11 protein-coding genes and 2 pseudogenes are annotated in these 17,670 nt (G+C 55.7%); 6 read left to right on the top strand and 7 right to left on the bottom strand.

Translation table 11 applies throughout. The features are described from left to right. Positions 1-232: 232 nt before the first annotated feature. Positions 233-1,117: pseudogene (locus EXE52_RS13745) on the bottom strand (IS1595 family transposase). Positions 1,118-1,411: 294 nt separating this feature from the next. After that, on the bottom strand, positions 1,412-2,068 hold the full coding sequence (locus EXE52_RS13740; protein ID WP_137703744.1) for a helix-turn-helix domain-containing protein: 657 nt from the start codon (positions 2,066-2,068) through the stop codon (positions 1,412-1,414). A gap of 211 nt (positions 2,069-2,279) precedes the next feature. Here EXE52_RS13740 and EXE52_RS13735 point away from each other — a divergent pair, with 211 nt between their 5' ends. Both EXE52_RS13735 and EXE52_RS13730 read left to right on the top strand, forming a co-directional pair. After that, entirely contained in the window at positions 2,280-2,459 is a 180-nt protein-coding gene (locus EXE52_RS13735) for a hypothetical protein (protein WP_137703743.1), read from the top strand. 87 nt (positions 2,460-2,546) lie between these two features. Then, positions 2,547-3,614: an ATP-binding protein gene (locus EXE52_RS13730; protein ID WP_137703742.1), complete on the top strand. Its 1,068-nt coding sequence runs from the start codon at positions 2,547-2,549 to the stop codon at positions 3,612-3,614. Between the two features lie 460 nt (positions 3,615-4,074). Here the strand turns inward: EXE52_RS13730 and EXE52_RS18800 are convergent. From EXE52_RS18800 to EXE52_RS19170, 3 genes and pseudogenes are all read right to left on the bottom strand, one after another. Then, positions 4,075-4,338, bottom strand: a pseudogene (locus EXE52_RS18800) (IS5/IS1182 family transposase); the annotation flags it as partial. A gap of 442 nt (positions 4,339-4,780) precedes the next feature. After that, positions 4,781-5,329, bottom strand: coding sequence for a rhomboid family intramembrane serine protease (locus EXE52_RS13715; protein ID WP_137703741.1), 549 nt, complete (start codon positions 5,327-5,329; stop codon positions 4,781-4,783). A 150-nt stretch (positions 5,330-5,479) separates the two neighbouring features. After that, positions 5,480-5,818, bottom strand: a complete 339-nt coding sequence (locus EXE52_RS19170) for a recombinase family protein (protein WP_158413997.1) — start codon at positions 5,816-5,818, stop codon at positions 5,480-5,482. Positions 5,819-6,240: 422 nt separating this feature from the next. Between EXE52_RS19170 and EXE52_RS13705 the strand changes: the two genes are divergently transcribed. The 3 genes from EXE52_RS13705 (at position 6,241) to EXE52_RS13700 (ending at position 8,826) form a co-directional block, all read left to right on the top strand. Then, positions 6,241-6,654: an iron-sulfur cluster assembly scaffold protein gene (locus EXE52_RS13705; RefSeq protein WP_157964880.1), complete on the top strand. Its 414-nt coding sequence runs from the start codon at positions 6,241-6,243 to the stop codon at positions 6,652-6,654. Positions 6,655-7,001: 347 nt separating this feature from the next. Continuing rightward, a complete protein-coding gene (locus tag EXE52_RS19040; protein WP_255510320.1) occupies positions 7,002-7,133 on the top strand; it encodes a hypothetical protein in 132 nt (43 codons plus the stop codon). Then, positions 7,126-8,826 carry an L-lactate permease gene (locus EXE52_RS13700; RefSeq protein ID WP_094583013.1) on the top strand — a complete coding sequence of 567 codons (1,701 nt, stop codon included), beginning with the start codon at positions 7,126-7,128 and terminating at the stop codon, positions 8,824-8,826. Before EXE52_RS19040 ends, EXE52_RS13700 begins: the two co-directional genes overlap by 8 nt. A 318-nt stretch (positions 8,827-9,144) precedes the next feature. Here EXE52_RS13700 and EXE52_RS18795 read toward each other — a convergent pair whose 3' ends face one another. After that, positions 9,145-9,957, bottom strand: a complete 813-nt coding sequence (locus EXE52_RS18795) for a uracil-DNA glycosylase family protein (RefSeq protein WP_241988254.1) — start codon at positions 9,955-9,957, stop codon at positions 9,145-9,147. A 143-nt stretch (positions 9,958-10,100) separates the two neighbouring features. On the opposite strand from EXE52_RS18795, the gene EXE52_RS13690 reads away from it, so the two are divergent. Further along, positions 10,101-13,763: an Eco57I restriction-modification methylase domain-containing protein gene (locus EXE52_RS13690; protein WP_137703740.1), complete on the top strand. Its 3,663-nt coding sequence runs from the start codon at positions 10,101-10,103 to the stop codon at positions 13,761-13,763. A gap of 15 nt (positions 13,764-13,778) precedes the next feature. Here EXE52_RS13690 and EXE52_RS13685 read toward each other — a convergent pair whose 3' ends face one another. Then, positions 13,779-17,591, bottom strand: a complete 3,813-nt coding sequence (locus EXE52_RS13685; protein ID WP_137703739.1) for a helicase-related protein — start codon at positions 17,589-17,591, stop codon at positions 13,779-13,781. Positions 17,592-17,670: the final 79 nt, after the last annotated feature.

The following is a 17,670-nucleotide window of genomic DNA, read 5'->3' as shown; positions in this document are numbered from 1 at the left end:
ACTGATACAAAGTCCGTGCCGAATAGAAGGCGCGTATGTTACACTGACGAACTGTCCAAACTGGGGGGGCAGGATCGGTCAGTACAGGTGGTCCACACACCGACACACATTACGGATCTACCTACACTATGTCAGAAACGCCGTGCGAGATTACAGAAGTTGTAGTCAATTTGAGAACATTTTTCCCACCGATCATTTTTGAATTCGCTCTTGTGAAGCACGTTGTTGATTTTCAGAGCGCAGCTTTGAGAGCGAGTTTGAGTGCTTCCTCACCTGATTTTCTGTAGAGTTCTCGCCGTAGCTGAAAGGCTCTGATATACGGCGTTAGCTTGTCTTTTGACACTCCTCGGTGGGGCGAGAGCCACCGTCGCGTCAGCGACGCATGGCTCTCGCAGGTGTTGATGTGGATGTCGCCGTCAGCGTATTTGCCGTCGCTGTGGACGACGTATTCCCGAGTGAATGCGTCGTCCTCATCGAGTGGATTGTACGCTCGAAATCCGTCGGTATAGACGGTTAACGACTCCTGCTGGCGGTCGGCCAGCAGGAGTCGAATGGCCGATTCGTCCGCGGATTTCGCTGGTACAACGTACTGTTCGTTCGACCCACGATCAACCAGCGTGAACACCGGTGGCTTGTCACCACCATATGTTCCGCGTCCACGCGTAGACAGGCCACGCGAGCACGACTCTCGGTCGCGCTCGCGGCCCTTGAGACCAGCAGACACGTACACTTCGTCGATTTCGACCGGTCCAGACAGCGTGATCGAACGCGCGTTGAGCGCTCTGGCGAAGCGCTCGACGCGCCGTCTCACCGTTCTGTAGGAAAGATCGAGTTCCGCCTCAATCTGCCGAATACTCGTGTTGAACCGTAAGAACACGTGGATCGTGAACTACCACTCTTTCAGCGAGAGCTTCGAGTGAGCGAAGATCGTGCCGGTCTTGTCGTTGAATGTTCGACCACAATTCTTACACAAATACCGTTGATACACCCGGTAGCTGCCGTTTCTGACCGTCAGGTCAGAACGGCAGCGGGGGCACTCGACGCCGTCACGCCAGCGAACCTGTTGGAGCAGGTCCGCTGCAGCCGATTCCGACACAAACCGGCTCACTGGGAACATATCGGGCACCGCTGGCGCGGTGCCCTTGCCCTCTTCGACTTTCAGTCACAGCTCTCGATATCAACAATCTACTTCGCAAGAGCGTTTGAATTAGCCGTTAGAACATTATATGATTATCAAAAGCAGAAATTTTGTAATGATACGCACTTATCGGAGGGGTGGGGAGAGATTCCTGTGCCTCTGACAACTACAGCGCTCTCCCCCATTCACCCTTGTACACCAAGCAATAGATAGTTGTTACTAAATGTGTCTGAAGAATAGGGTTTCAACAGAGCCTCACCGCCAGAACCGCGGCTACTCGTCCGGTTCGTCGACCAGCAGCGTGTTCAGTACCAGCGTGGAGATACCGCGCCGGAGGCGTTCGGTGACGGCCTGATCGGAGATGCCGAACGAGTCCGCGAGCTCCTGGGTGGAGATCTGCCGCGGGAGCGAGTAGTAGCCGGCCTCGACGGCGGCCGCGAGGGTCTCGCGCTGCGGAGGCGTCATCCCGTACCACGGACCGGCGTCCGGCTTCGTGGGGTTGTAGATGCGCTCGATCGAGACGTCGATGTCCTCGTCGAGGTAGAACTCTTGAAACGACGAGAGCGCCTCGTGGCTCGGGAACCTGAGTTCGAGCCCCCACGTGTCGGCGGTTCCGGTCGCACCCAGCAGGACCGCGTCCAAGTCGAGGATCCGGCGGAGCAGCGAGGCTTCCGAGGGGTCCCAGTTCAGCGCGTACAGCGTCTCGTCCTCGTGGGTGTCGACGAGCTGGATGTCGTTGACCGAGGGGTGTTCGCGGACGGAGCGCTCGAACGTCTCGCGGACTTCGTTCCGGATCCGAACGAACGGAGTAGGTTTCCCGCCCAGCGGCACCATCGTTTCCAGCGTGAGCTGCGTCGGCTCTTCGATCCGGAGGATCCGCCCCAATTCGAATTCGACAGATGGAATAGTCAACTCAACGATAACACTCATCAGATACAGCACTGTTCTGTCGCAAACGCGTTAAAAACTCGGTAGAAACCTTCTACCGGAGCGCGATTCACCTTGGTGTACCATGTGTTTCGGTAGTATTATCCGTTTAAGAGACCTATCAATACTCGTAGAAACAGACGACTGCGGTCTCTGTTTGTGCGGCGGTGAGTTTCGCGACAGCATCGTATCGCAGTCGAGTGTACGTTTCATCATGACAACTGACGACTCATCCGAAGACGACATATCGAGTACAGAAGAGTTCGAGGTCGCCCTCGGTCGGGTGCTCTGCGACGCCCTCGAGAACGGCGTCGACCCCCGCGGAACGTGGGAGTACCGGACCGAGGGCACGGATTCCGACATGGAAGTCCTGGTGGTCGAACTGGCAGACTGACGCCCGCGGCCTCGCCGCTTGGTTCTGGTATAAGTACCTTGGTAAGCCAGTCCGAAGGGACTGGTAACCGGAGCGTAATTCCCTCGTGTGACAGACGATCCCGACCCTGCGACGAATGCCCTCGATCCTCCGACGAACGCCTCTGAGTCAGGAGACCACGTGGCCCGTCGCCTCCTTGAAGGCGTCTCCACGCACGCAATCTTCATGTTGAACGCCGACGGGAACATCATCGCGTGGCCGGCGCCGGCGATGGCGCTTTACGGACACGACGCGACGGCGGTCCTTGACCGACATGTCCGGATGCTGTTCGCCGACGACGAGGGCGAGGCGGACTCCAACTCACTTCTTGGGGACTTCTTCGCGGAGCCGAGAGAGGAATCGGTAGAGTTCGAACACTGGCACCGGCGCGCAGACGGCTCCGTCTTCTGGGGCACCCTGACGCTGTCGCCGCTGCGGAACGGCGAGTTCCACGGGTACGCGGCGATCAGCCGGGACACGACGACTGCGAAGGAGTACGAGCGAATGTTAGAGCGGCAGAACGACCGCCTCAAGGAGTTCACCGACATTCTCGCGCACGACCTCCGGAACCCGCTGAACGTCATCGAGGGGAGCCTGACGCTGTACGAGGAGGCCGGTGACGAGGAACACCTCGAACGGATCGGTGAGACGACCAACCGGATGGCACGGCTCGTCGACGACTTGCTCCGCGTCGCGCGACAGGGAAACGTCGTCAGCGACCCGGAGCCGACCGACGTCGGCGAGGTCGTCGAGGCCGCCTGGCGGAGCCTCGGTGGGAAGTCGGGAGCGACGCTCACCTACGACCCCGTCCCGTCGGTAAGCAGCGACTCCGACCGGCTCCGCGAGCTGTTCGAGAACCTCTTCCAAAACGCGACGGACCACGGCGGCGACGACGCAGCGGTCCGGGTCGGCCCCCTCGACACAGGTTTCTTCATTGAGGACGACGGCCCCGGGATCGCTGACGGCTGCGAGGAGGAGGTCTTCGACCACGGTTTCACCACGCGCGACGGCGGGCACGGCTACGGCCTCTCGGTCGTCCGGACGATCGTCAACGCGCACGGCTGGGACGTCGTCGCGACTGAGGCAGAGAGCGGCGGCGCGCGGTTCGAGATCACCGGCATCGACTTTCTCGGCTAACGGAGGAGCCGACGGACGTCAGCACGAGCCGCGGAACGAATACGGCGTGCGCAGCGGAACGAACACGGCCTCCGCGACTCGGCGGAAACGGAATAGAGGCTACCGACGGATTTTCTATGCCAACCCTCGATTGACATAAAATCCATTGTGGATCATCCCTCTTCACCCATATAGGATAGATCTGCTCGTACCGATTTGAGTTTCCGATTTTGTTAATGAGTCGGAAGCTCGGAGCGCTAAGCGGGGCAATTAGGGCTCCGAGCCATCTAAACGAATAAGAGAATCAACGAATTCGGAAACTCAAAACGACCAGGCTCGGGTCTGGCTCACCGATGAGTATGTCGACACCCAAGACAATTCACCAAGGGCCATCAAATTCCACATGAAGGCCACATCGCTCCACGAGACGGGCGAGTTCTCGCTGCTTCTGCTCTATTGAAAATGCGGTACGGGAGCGGGATCACAGTGTTTTGGTGAGCTTCTTGAGGTTGTTGAGGGCGAATGAGAGGATAATCTCACGGAACTGTCGGCATCAGAACTGCGAACGCAGGGCGGAGTCCTGCGTTCGCTTGACCGTCGAGTAGGATGTTTCCGACATCCACCGCTGTGTATAGCCTTTTGACCGGATCAGCGCGTTGTTTGCTGCTGCTTTCGGGGTCGATCCACGGTACTGAATAAGGTAGTCCACATCTAATGCTGCGATCTCGTATTCGGTGTGCCAATCCGAAGGCTTTCACAGAATACTCTAACTGCGTGTTGTCGGGGATTGTCCAATCGAGTAGGTCGAGAAAGTCTCGCAGAAGAGCGGCTTTCGTGTTGGCCTCGTCCATCTGTGGTGCCGCCTCAATGGTGGCCTGCGCGTGATCGACAGTAGGTCCGAACCGCATCTTCATCCATAGATAGACGAGTGTTCATAGAGTTATTATATGAAAGTGAGCGATAAAACACGGCACGCCCCAACCATCCACCAGCTCATAAGACGGCCGTACAAGATACAGAGGGTGTAGTCAGCACGAGGACTGCGTTATTTTCTGAAAACCGATCCTGAATTAGCCGATAGAACGCGCCTGCGTACTGAACAATTGAGTGTGGAAACATCGACTGCTGAGGATTTCAACAGACCATCCGAGTCTATTAAACACTAAGTTGCGTCCCGCCCCGAGCGCCTACACCCGGTTCCGGCGCGTCACCGTGCGGTGTACCGCCCCGGAGACGCCGAACAGCACCGCGAAGAGGACCGCGTACACGTAGCCAGATACGCCCGCGAACGGGACCGTCCCGATCCACGCCGCGCCGCAGAGCAGTCCGCAGACGACGGCGAGCCCTATATAGTACTCGCTCCACAAGATCTCGTTCTCGGGGACGACTTCGAGGTACACCTGAAGCTCTCGACTCTCCTCGGTCAGCGAGACGATCCCTCTGTTCGGCTCGTAGTCGATGAACCCGCTCTCCGCCAGCTTCGGCAGGTGCGACTGGTGGAGCGCGGTGTAGACGCGCTTCCGCTGTTTGTACGTCACCTCGTTGATCTCGAGGTCGTTCTCCCACGCCGCCAGTTGCTCGGCAATGTCGCGGACGCGGGCGTCATCCCCGTGTTCTTCCAGATAAGTGACCACGTTTCGTCGCCGTCCGTTGCTCAACGCGGTGAAAATCTCGCCGCGCGAGGGTCCGTCTCGGTCGGTCTCCCGGTCCTGTTCGGTGGTGATTTGTGGTGTCATACTCGTGTTGAACGGGGACCGGACCCTCCTCCGCGAGGACGTGTCTGTCTTTAATAACTACTATATCCAACATGAATGTGTGGCCTTATCCACCATGGTAGTTTTATAAATCTGTCCGCAACGTGAACTGAAACCGATCGGGAGACCCGATCAGACGGTCGGCGGACAGTCCACCGCGGACGCTCCGGTTCGAAGCGGATTGCGCCGCCTCCACAACAGCCCGATCCGACCGTGGAAGCCGTGTACCGGTCCGGTCCCCGACCGGTAGGCGCCGCATACATACAACCGCTTGACGCCAACGTCAACTTCCCGATCAGCGATCGCTTCGCGAAGCCGGTGATACTCTACACCACACTCGTCATTAGTCCCCGGGATAATATCGGTGAACCGCTCGACGCTTGTGTCAGGATATTCCTTGCCGACAAACTCTTCGAGCTCGCAGATTTGTCGCTCGTGGTCTTGACGGTCGGTCGAGACGCGGGCATACAACGCGACGTTGGTCAGACTTTCTGTTTCGGCCGGGTGAGTATATAAAAATACATACTTTTTCGTGGTTGTCGATTACCACTTCCTTCTCGGTGCTTTTTAGACACTATATGAGGGTGTCATAGATCAGTTCACATACCCTCTGTATAGCGATCTGTGTCAAGAGTAGCTGTATTTTCCAACGCTATTCTTCGAACTCAACGAGACAAATACTTTCTCGTGTCACTCATAATATCCGTTCGATGACACACTCGCTATGTGATTTTTTGAACCGACCCAGATTATGGCGAGACACACGATACAGCCAAACAACGTCCGAATTCTCTGAAATCAGCGATCCAATCCACAGACGTCCTCGTTATACAACGGACCAAGGATGGCTGACTAGCCGAACAATCTTGTTCATGAGGCTGTTTAGTGCTCTTATGAACAACAAGTTTGTCCAAGAGTTACTCGCAGATCACTCGCAGAATCCCCGGAATTACGGTGAGCTTCCCTCTCCCGATGTTGAGGCAGCAATGACAAACCCACAGTGTGTCGGCCCAACGCACCCTGAAGGAGACCGAGTTAGACTTCAGGTAGTTCTCAGTGATGATGGGACCACAGTCGAAACAGTCCGCTTCACCGGTGACGGGTGTACACTGTCACAGGCCGGTGCCTCACTATTGTCTGAGCAGATGGTTGGTGTCTCCGTCTCGGAGATTGTTGAGTGGGACTCCGAATATATTGAAGAGCATGTTGGAATGGACTTGACACCACCTCGGCTCCAGTGTGCGGAGTTGATTCTGACTGCCTTTCGGCAGGCTATTGAGGACGGACCCACCAATCCCTCTAGTTGATCAATCTCGGTGTAGTAACGCTTCAGTTGTGGTCTGCTATATCGCTAGTATAGACCGTTCATTCGCGTTTCCCATTGGACTATTCACTAGCATGCGCCTAAGAGGTCCGCTCTCCACACTTGTAGCGGTCCGATCGAAATCCCGCGCCCGCTGACATCGATACCCGGGGGGGCAAAGTGATATCATGTCCGAGGAATCATCGCCGCAGTCTATCAATAACGGATCGTTCCCATAGAGCACCGGTCTTCATTATCCTTATTTTTTATTATTCAAATATCTTGTATTATGTATAATTCGTGTTTTTACATGGCAAACATATACTTTTGTATTCAGCCCATTATGTGAACATGAGTAGTTTCGCAAAACCAGAGAAAAATATTATAGAAACCTTTTGTGGTTACTTAGCGAGACAAATTTTTCCCGGTTTAATCAGATCACTCGATCATTATACTCTTGTGGAGGTTGATGCTGATGAGTGACTTATTATTAGCTGCCGCAGCGGCGCTTCCGCTCACCGTTGCCGCGACGCTACTCGTAGGGGCACTTTGGCCAGCAGCAAAAGCGATGCCGATCGCTTGGCTAACAGCAGTTATCGTAGCCGCCACCGTCTGGCAGCTCCCGATCAGATGGATTGGAGCAGCAACGGCGTGGGGAGTACTCCTTGCCATCGAGATCCTGTGGATCGTGTTCGGTGCGTTGGTACTGCTATACACTCTTCAGCAGGCAGGCGCGATCTCGCGGATCACTTCCGGATTCGCCTCAATCAGTAGCGACCACCGAGTCCAAACCATTCTCGTTGGGTTCTTTCTTACGACATTTCTGACAGGAGTCGCAGGGTTTGGAACTCCTGCAGCGATCGTCGCACCCCTGTTGGTCGGCCTCGGGTTTCCAGCGCTCGCAGCAGTTATTGTCGCGCTCGTTGGACATGCGATCGCGACCACGTTTGGTGCGGTCGGCGTACCGATTCACCCCGGCGTGACACAGGCAGTAGGATCGATTAATGGCGTTTCTGTGGCCGAAGCCACAGCGTTCTCCGCTGATGTAAGCGGGCTGGTCGGTATCTACCACCTTCTTCCCGGACTGTTCATGCCGTTGGTTACTGTCTCAATGCTCGTTTATTTTTTCGGAGACACCACCAAGCGGTCGCTCACAGCAGTACGGCCCGTCATTCCGCTCGCGCTGTTCGCTGGAGGTGCGTTCATCGCTCCGTTCGTACTAACTGCCACGTTCGTTGGTCCGGAGTTTCCATCGATTATCGCGCCGATGGTCGGCGGCGGGCTGACAGTTACTGTGCTCAAGCGTGGCTTACTCCTCCCACAGAATGAATGGCGACTCCCCGCGGAAGGTGCGTGGCCAGAGACGTGGACGGGGCCAACAGCCACTGGGAAAGCGACTGACTCCGAAACCGGGTCAGGCACCATGACAGATGGCGGTACAAGCATCTCGCTCGTTCGGGCGTGGGTACCGTACTTACTCCTCGTCATGCTCCTCGTGGGGACGCGTGACTTCACCCCGGTTGGAAGAGTGCTCACTGAGATCAATGTGTTTGCTCCGACGTGGGTGAATATATTCGGAACGACAATCACGAACGGTGTTGAGTGGGCATACGCCCCGGGTACGTGGCTCGTGGTAACCGCACTCGTTTCTATTCCACTGTATGGGCTTTCGTACACCGAGATCACGCGCGCATGGAACAAAGCCGGAAAAACAGCTGTCGGTCCCGCTGTGGCACTCGTGTTTATTATCGCCACCGTCGGCATCCTGCTACACTCGGGTCAGTACACAGGTGTTCCCGGTGATCAGAGCATGATGCTAGCACTCGCCGATGGTATCGGAAGTATCTTCGATGGGATGTATGCTGCCGTAGTGGCACCAATCGGCGTGATAGGGACGTTCGTGACCGGATCCGTTATGGTTTCTAACGTCACGTTCAGTCCCATGCAGTACGAGTTGGCCGGTGAAATGGGTCTTAACCAAGTCCACGTTGTCGCTGCACAAGCCGCTGCGGGGGCGATGGGCAATGCGATATCCATCCATAACGTGATCGCTGCACTAGCCACGGTCGGTCTCGTCGGCAAGGAGGGGATAGTGATCAGAGTGAACCTGCTACCGGTCGTTGGTTATACGATCGTAATCACTCTGTTGCTCTCAGTTACTGTTGTGTTCGTATGATTACTCACGTTCATCGATGTACGGAGCATTGATCTTCGGTTAAGCGCGAACGGGGGTTCTGTGGGATTTGAGCACCGCTCGATTCCGTCGCGTACGCCCGATTCAGGTGATCTTACAATGTGTATATTATTACTGAGAGTATTAACCGAACACGGATGGCCAGTGAACCTACTCCAGTTGAGCGATAGGCTATAGTACCACGTTTTTGGGTTGCGGCCCCTATCTCGACATGTAGTCCGCCCAAACTCGTGACTGCCCACAATCTGTAGAGTCGCTATCTCATATCGAGACGATGCGTGTCACGCTCCGTCGTTTTCGCTACTGGCGTTCGAGCACTTCAAGCGCCTTGCTGAGTCGCGAGATGTACTCCTCAGGTGGGAACCGCCACCAGACCTGCCCACTCATGTGAGCCAGCGGGAGTACGTGGGTATTGACCGGTTCGGAGATACGGTGGAGTATCCCGTGGATGGCCATGATACTCTCTGGGTCGGCGTCCGTCTCCATGACGGGCTCCGGCGTGGTCGAGCGTCGGAGTGCCGGCCACGCATTTCCGCCGAAGGTGATCACAAGATCCGGATCCAACGCCCGGAGTTCTTGCTTGAGGAGGTGTTGATACGAGGCGCGCTCGGCGGCAACTCCGAAGCCGTCGACGCGGTACTTCACGACGTCGCCGAGGTAGAAGTCTCGATAGAACTGCCCGGATTCGACGTACTGGTGCCAGCCGTTCGGGAGCGAAATGAGATCGTGACGGGCGAGCGTCCCGAAAAAACGCTCTGCGAAATCGGCGTTTCGCCCGGTCAGCCAGCTCTTGGCAAACTCGCGGTAGACGCCGATCTGGTCGCGAGCCGAACATTCGCCGGCGAGTGGGTTCTGCGGACGCAGTTCCGACAAGTGACGTTCATGGAGGTTCCCTGGATCCTGAACGAGGAGGACGATGTCCGGATCGTCAGTCTCCCAGTCGTAGTAGAACGTGTATGAGAGCCGCCGGCTGACCTCCTCTCGGGTAGGAAAGCCTGTATCTGAGAGAACCGTCTCAACGCTACCGATGGCCGTCTGCTGTAGCTCTCGGAGCGTCGGCTCTGTTGGCTCGTCGATCTCCGAGAGGAGCTTGCGAGCGGTCGTTTCGTCCATCGTCTCTGTGTGGTATATAGCGGGCTAATTGATAGTTCAGGTTGTCCAATTAGGATAAATCTGGCTCCGTTGAAATCATTAAGATTGGGACATTAGCGGAGGATTCCCATACTTTCATACAAGTAACGGGTGTCCCAATATGTATGTCAGTCCAGCAGATTACTGCGAAGGACATCGCAGGCTGGGATTCCCTCCAAGATATCGCCGATTCCTTCGCGAAACGCGGTCTGAAACCGCGTCCAAACCTCGGGGAAAGCAACGAACTTGTCCTTCAACTCGCCGATGACGAATTCGTCGTACTCGTCAACGCGGGCCCCGGTGAGACGGCGACGGATTTCAAGCCGGACAACCGATCTCGACACACGAATCTCGTCGCCACCAACGACTTCGAGGAGTTCACCTTCCTCACGCGGATGCGAAGCTGGGAAGGCCAGCAGCACGGGCGGATCAAGCACCAGAAGATCTCGTTTACCAAAGAGCAGTTCACGAGTGACAGCGGCGAGAAGAACACAGTTCTGAAGAAGCTCAACTCTATCGAGTACGGCTCTTCTGCTGCGATTTACGATACGCTCTACGACACCCAACAGGTCGTCAAGGAATTCTACGAGGAGTTCGAGGAACTCCGGACGAACCTCGTTCAGGAAGTGTCCGGGATCCCCGACAATCGCGGCGACGCGAAGCAGCGCTACGTCCAGGTCATCCTCGACCGGATGATCTTCCTGTATTTCATTCAGGAGAAGCGCCTGTTGGACCGGAATCCGAACTACCTCCACGAGCAGCCCGGCGATGTCGTCGACGACGGCGAGGACCGGTACGAGAACTTCTACCGGCCGCTGTTCTTCGATTACCTCGCGGAGGACAAGCAGAACCCCGACTTCGGGAGCCTGCCGTACCTGAACGGCGGGCTGTTCGCGAAGAACCTCGTCGAGGAGGAGTTCCCGGACGCGAAGCTTGGAGAGTCCACCGAGGAGACGAACGAGCTCTTCGACGACGTCTTGGATTTCCTGTCGGGGTGGAACTGGAACGTCGACGAGCGGCTCGACATCGTCGACCCGAAGAACCTCTCGCCCGCGATACTGGGCCACATCTTCGAGCAGACGGTGAATCAGAAAGAGATGGGCGCGTACTACACGCCCGAGGAGATCACCGGCTTCATGTCTCGCCGGACGATCCATCCGTACCTTCTCGACCAGCTCAACGACGCCGTCAAAGCCGAGTACGACGAGATCGACGACGTGTTCGGGTTCTCCGAGGTCGAAGCCACCGATGGCGAGGCGGCGGTCGCTGACGGCGGGACGATGACCCAGCAGGCGGCCACCGAGAACGTGGAGACGAAGCACGTGGAGACGCTGTACCACGACATCCTGAAGGAGGCGCACGTCCTCGATCCCGCGGTCGGGAGCGGGGCGTTCCTGCTCGCCGCGCAGGACGTACTCGTGGACATCTACATCCAGTGTATCGAGTACTTCCAGCAGCTCGAAGCGGAGGGGAAAGGCTGGGAGTTAGACTCAGATACTCGCGATGAACTGGAAGAAATTAATAACGGCCAAGCTGGGGCACCGCTGTACGCGAAACGTACGGCTATTCTGAATAATCTTTATGGAGTGGATATCGATGACGGTGCAGTCGAGATTTGTAAACTTCGTCTTTGGCTATCGATGGTCGCAAACATTCAGGATGAGCCGAGTGAGGTCGAGCCGCTACCAAATATCGACTTCAACATCCGATCGGGCGACTCTCTTATCGGCTTTGAGAGTACAGAGGTCGCTGTTGACGGTCAAAAACTTCTCATCACCGAGCTACTGAAGGAAGATCTCGAAGAGTACCGAGAGAGCATCGAGACTTACAGAAATGCTGAAAAGGATATTTCTCACCTCAGGGGAGAGCTTGAAAACCTCCATGATGAGATGCAGGCTCAGTTGAACGAATGGTTCGCTGACCTGCCGGATACCAAGGTAGAAGATGATATTTCCAAACCAGAGGAGCTTCGGGAAATTATCTCAGCTTCAAACAGATCCGTCAAGCTCAAGCTCAAATTCTCCGACCAAATCGACGACGATCTCGATCAGAAATTAAACGATTTGGGCTTCCGCACGTGGAAAAAGGCGGCAAATCTGGAGGTGGGCAACCGCGATGCTATGGCCGGAAAACCCGAAGAGATATTCGAGATTGTACCTGCGGATCAGCTGGCTCGCTCCTTCGTGGAGCGGGGTCTACTTAAAGAAGACATCGACCAGATCGATCCGTTCCACTGGGTAATGGAATTTCCGGATGCGTATGACGCAATTGGGGATAATGAAAGGGGTGACGCGTCTGACGGGTTTGATGTTGTTCTTGAGAATCCGCCGTATGTCCGCATCGAAAGCGTAGATGAACTCCAGCGAGATATCTACAAAGATCTACACGATACCGCTACTGGTCGGTGTGATCTCTACGTTCCTTTCATCGAACGCTCGTTTGAACTACTGACTCAGGAGGGGCACTCCAGCTTCATCACCTCAAACCAGTTCATGAATACGGAATATGGAGAGTCGCTCCGAGAGGCCCTTCCTCAGAAATATGGACTTGAGCAAATCTACGACTTCACCGGTTATTCTCCATTCGATGAAGTCACAATCTACAGCACGATCCTGTTCGGCAGCCGCCATGTAGGCACAGATATAAACTGTGTCTCAGTTCGGTCCCAGGAGGCTGTCGAAGAGGTTGTGTCTACATCCTTCAATTGGGACGAACGGGATGACATCGTGGAGTTCACCCTTCCCGTGGACACGCTTGGAAGCGATCGTTGGCTGATCCTGACAGAAAACGAGCGAGCCGCGCGTGAGAAAATTTTAGATAGAAGTGACACGACGCTGGGCGACGAGGAACTCTTTACAGTCGGTAGCCCACTAAAATCTGGACAAAACACCACACTACAGGCGGACATCATATCTGAGGAACCAGAAGGCTACACAATTGAAAACAGCAGAATCAGCGGCACAGTAAACCCCGGTATTTGGAAACGGATAATCACTCCAGATTATGTGAATCGGTGGAACGTTTCAACCCCCAAGGAGGTAACCTTCTTCCCTTATAATTCGGTGAACGAAGAGTACGAATTAATTAACGAGGATACTTTTGAATCAGAATACCCCACGTCCTACGAATTGCTGAAAGAATATAAGGAGAAACTCCTCGGGCGAAAGGACTCTCGACGGACTTGGAAGCAACTTGGTAGACCGTGGTACTCATTAGCCCGAATTGGAAGTCCCGCTTACTTTGAGGAAACAAAGGTGGTGACGGATATTGTGGTGAACAAGCCTCATTTTTGTATCGACACGAATGGTTACCTCTTTTCTACAGGATTCATTCACGGTATTACACCCCAGAAGACAGACCCTTACTACTTGACTGGACTACTAAATACCCAGTCAATTTTCTCGTATCTTAAGCCAATCTGTCCTCCAAAAAACAGCGGTTACATGAAAATGGAAGTGGAACAATTGAAGGCTGCTCCCGTCTATCTTCCAGAAATTCAAGAGACGCTCTGCGCCGATCTCAGGAGAGTGCTGGACGAACACGAAGGTGAATACGAGGAATTAGCCCAGTCGATTAGGACTCAGGGGATCGAAAGGTTAGGGAGTTTCTCAGAAGAGACTAACACGGTAGCAGCTAATATGCTACGGGTAGTGTCAAAGAAGATTATCGAAGAGTATGACTCACTCTCAGATGATGATGTTAGACAACTAGAGATCCTAAACAACCAGCTCGCAGCAGCAATCTTCGGGTTGGACGAGGAAGAGCAAGACGCTCTCTCTCGAATCTAACGAAATGAAGCCTGACTAACTCCCTACTACACCCCAACAGATCAACCGGGCGCAAACTTCACTCTCACCTACAAGCGTATCTTGAAACTCAGTCGAAACCTCAACGTTCCCTTCTAAGAAATCCTCCAATACTTGTAGGAATTCGACAGGTGGCCAGTCTGGGAACGAGTCGTACTGGTCCTCGTATCGGAATGTATTTCGGAGAATCCGGTCTTCGTCAGTATTAGCTAACTTCACGTCTTGAAGCCGCTCGCTGAGATTCTCAGCCCACTCGTCGAGCGTCTCGTACTCGTCGGTGGGAACTGACTCCCCCCCGTGGTTCGGTCGCAGGTAGTGTGCGATGAAGTCCAGAATCGTCTCCTGCTCCTTCGAGAACGAGTCCCCCTGTTTGAACGCGCCCTCCACCTGCCCCTCCCGAATCGCCTCTAGCCGCTCGTCGAGGACCTCCTGAATTTCCTCTCGGTTGGACAGGACGTTGTCGGCGTCGCCCGTGATCGGTTCTCCCCTCACCTCGGGATCGATTTTGAGCGTGCCGACGGGGCGCTCTTTCACCTCGTCTGCGAACGGCTTGTAGTAGAAGGCCCGCCGAACGCGACCCAAGGGCGGGTCGCGGTCCTCGTCGTCGAACCAGAGGTGCGCGAGTCCGAACACGCCCGGACGCGGCCCGGAGTCGTGGTCGGTGACGTTCGTGTACAGGCGCTCGCGCTCCTCCGGCGACTCCTCGAAGTAGTCCGCGGCGTACTCGAAGTCGTCCTCGGAGAGACCGAACTCCTCGTTCAGCTCCTTCTTGAGCAGGAACCGCTCGTACGCGGCGTGTTCGTCGCTCCCCGCGTTACGGAGAAGTGGGTTCTTGCTCGTGTCGTCGAGCTCGTTGACGTCCTCGACCTCCCGCGACTTCTGTAGCGAGTCCTCGATCTCGTCCACCTGGAGCTCGCCGATCGTCTTCTCCGTCTCCACGCCGGTCTGTTCCAAGATCTGGTCCTCGTTCGGATCGAGGATGTTGTTCTCCTTGCCAACGATGAGCGCGATGTCGTTGATCTTCGCCTGAAGCCGTTTCAGCAGCTTAATCGCCGCCTCGATGTCACCGTCGGGGTAGAAGTTGTGGACGTACTTCTCGTCGGTACTCCCGATCCGGTCGATACGCCCCACACGCTGAACGATCCGCATCGGGTTCCACGGCAGGTCGAAAGAGATCTGGACCGACACGTCCTGAAGGTTGACCCCCTCCGAGAGCGTGTCGGTCGCGATGACGTACTGGAGTTCGTCCTCGCCGGATTCAGCTAGCGTCTGCTGGTACCCCGATGCCTCCGGCGCAAACCGCTGAATGACATCCTGCTTGTTGTCGTCGCCGCCCTTGACGACCGCGCTGTTCGCCTCCGTAAGCGGCGAGTCGGGATCGTCGAGTAGCGTGCGGTGGACGTAGTCCGCGGTGGCGCGGTACTGCGTGAAGACGAGGACCTTCTCGTTGTCGTAGCCGTTGAGAACGTTCGTGAGCCGCTCGACCTTCGGATCGCGGAACTCCCGAAGCGAGAACACCGCCTCGTAGAACTCCCGGGTCGCTCCGTCGACGTCGCTCAGATCGCTCCGCGGGTAGAGGATCGGGTTCAGCTCCTCCTCCGGAACGTCCGGAAGGACGCCGGCGTTGTGCTCGTGAAGCCACTGCCTCGTCGAGACGGCCTGATCGCTCACGTCGCCGGAGTCCTGTGCGATATCACCGATGAACTGCGACAGGAAGTACGCGATCAGCGTCAGGTCCTCTCGGATGTACGTCTTCACCTCACCGATTGTCGCGTCCGCCAATTCGTCCGGCGCGTCAGTCTCCGTGTCTTCGTCCGCACGAACCGCGGTCGTGTCGAACCCGAACTCTTCGAGCGTCTGTTCGAGATCTTCGGTGGCGTCGTCTCCTTCCACGAAGTCGTCGAGCGTCTCCGCCTGCTCCTCGTCTTGGGCCGCCCGCAACAGGTCGATCTCTTTCTCTTCGGGGAGTCCATCGAGAAGCCCGAGAAGCCGCCGCTCGCTCTGGTGTAGCGTCTGGATCGACTGAACGAACGCGTAGGTCGACGACTCCAGCCGCTTGAGCAGGTTCAGCTTGTACAGCGCCTTCAGCGTCCCGCCTGCCTTCGGGTTCTTCACCGTAATGTGCGGGAGATGGAGTGCGTCCATCACGTCCGGCAGCATCCGATACACCGGCTGGTACGCCGGAGGAAGCGAATACTGCTCCTTGCTGAGCGTCGGCGGCTTGAAGCTCATCTCGAAGTCCTCCTCGTCTTGGATCTGGTCTTTGACGTGCTTCCGCGTCCGCAGTACCATTACCTCGTTCAGAATCTTCGAGATCTCCTCCGAATGGCGCTGGAGCTGCTCGGTGATACTCTGAAGCTTTTCATCACTCGCCTCCTCTTTCCCGGCAGCAATCTTCTTGCGCGTCTCGGAGAGTTCGATGTACTCTTCGAAGGCACCGAAGTCTAACGAGGCCTTATTTCGCAGTTCTTCCGGGCTAGTGAACAAGCTGATCAAATTCTCCAAGTCGGTCGCGGAGTTGTTGATCGGCGTCGCCGTCAGCATGATCATCGTCTTTCCGCGAAGCTGACGGAGGTTGGCGTGGCGACGCGTTCCCTTGTAGTCGTCGTCGTGATCCGGTGTCGGTCGCCACTTCCCGTGATTCCGGAACCGGTGGGCCTCGTCGACGAGTACAACGTCAAACGCGTCTTTGAGGTCTTGAACTTCCTCGTACGCGAGGTTTTGGAATTTACTGATGCTCACTACATCGAGGTGCGTTCCATCGACTTCGAGACCGAAGTACGGATTACCGTCTTCGTCGGTGTCGTCCTGGAGGAGATCTTCCCACTGCTCGGTGAGGTTCGCAGGCACGATCAGTAAACAGCGGTCCCCACGTTGGCGGTAGTCGTGGAGAAGTTCGCCGCCGATGAAAGATTTCCCGAGACCGACTGAGTCGGAGATGATACAGCCGTTGAACTGGGAGAGCTTCTCCTTCGCGCTCTCGTACCCGAGCGTCTGGAAGTAGTACAACGGACTGTCGCGGATGTTGACGTTTCCGCTTAATTCGTCGTACGCGAGGAGCTTGTACAGTTCGAACGGTTCGATGTACGTCCCTAGGTCATCGGATTTCTCGTCGTCATCAGACTCGTCTTCTTGCTGTTCCTGCCAGTCCTGATACTTCGTGCTGTTCTCGATGATTCGGATGATCTCCTCGCTGAAGTCTTCGGCATTCGCCCACTGGTTGTCGTACCAACTTTCGAACGCCTCCGCCTCGCGCCTATCCTGGCTCGTGAGATTCAGTTCAATGTTGTTCCGGTGTCCGCTAGCCGTGAAGTTCGACGACCCGACGACAGTTGCACATGGACGTGTGTCTGTATCGTCATCAGTCGCCCAGTCATCATCGTCGCGTGGGGCTCTGAACGAGGCCCCTTTGGCGTGGAAGTATCCGTTTTCTGGATTTCGCACGCGGACGCTAACCTGATCTTCTGCTATGAAATCTCGTAGCCGATCCAACCGCCCCAATTGGGCGTTATTCAACTCCTCAATACTCTCTTCAACCTCATCTTTGAGATTACTGCGTAGATTTTGTCCGTCCCCGATTTCATCTGCTGTACTCCGATTCGTCTGCCGGCCCATCAAGATGCGAATGGGAGCATGACCGAGTTCATCAGGGTCAGCAAGTTGTTCGAGATCCTCGCGGTAAAGATTGAAACCAGAAAGATAGAAATAGCCAGTAGCGATACGTGCTTCTTCGGTCTGTGGGATTATTTTTTTGTAGACATCTTCGACCGTCCTATCAGCATTGTCGACGATTGGAGGGAGAGAGATCATTTAGGAAAGAGGATCAGGGGGAGGCAACTTAGTGTTTAGTAGACTCGAATGGCTCTGTTGAAATCCACAGAGGCTGATA

This window comes from Halorubrum sp. CGM4_25_10-8A, from assembly GCF_005435025.1.
Classification (GTDB): domain Archaea; phylum Halobacteriota; class Halobacteria; order Halobacteriales; family Haloferacaceae; genus Halorubrum; species Halorubrum ezzemoulense.
The sequence above is the reverse complement of the archived record's forward strand: the minus strand, read 5'-3'. Positions and strand labels throughout refer to the sequence as shown.

Excerpts from the sequence above, each read along its gene's own strand:
- EXE52_RS13740 (WP_137703744.1), bottom strand. The coding sequence starts at position 2,068 with ATGAGTGTTATCGTTGAGTTGACTATTCCATCTGTCGAATTCGAATTG.
- EXE52_RS13735 (WP_137703743.1), top strand. The coding sequence starts at position 2,280 with ATGACAACTGACGACTCATCCGAAGACGACATATCGAGTACAGAAGAG.
- EXE52_RS13715 (WP_137703741.1), bottom strand. The coding sequence starts at position 5,329 with ATGACACCACAAATCACCACCGAACAGGACCGGGAGACCGACCGAGAC.
- EXE52_RS13705 (WP_157964880.1), top strand. The coding sequence starts at position 6,241 with ATGAACAACAAGTTTGTCCAAGAGTTACTCGCAGATCACTCGCAGAAT.
- EXE52_RS19040 (WP_255510320.1), top strand. The coding sequence starts at position 7,002 with ATGAGTAGTTTCGCAAAACCAGAGAAAAATATTATAGAAACCTTTTGT.
- EXE52_RS13700 (WP_094583013.1), top strand. The coding sequence starts at position 7,126 with ATGAGTGACTTATTATTAGCTGCCGCAGCGGCGCTTCCGCTCACCGTT.
- EXE52_RS18795 (WP_241988254.1), bottom strand. The coding sequence starts at position 9,957 with ATGGACGAAACGACCGCTCGCAAGCTCCTCTCGGAGATCGACGAGCCA.
- EXE52_RS13690 (WP_137703740.1), top strand. The coding sequence starts at position 10,101 with ATGTCAGTCCAGCAGATTACTGCGAAGGACATCGCAGGCTGGGATTCC.
- EXE52_RS13685 (WP_137703739.1), bottom strand. The coding sequence starts at position 17,591 with ATGATCTCTCTCCCTCCAATCGTCGACAATGCTGATAGGACGGTCGAA.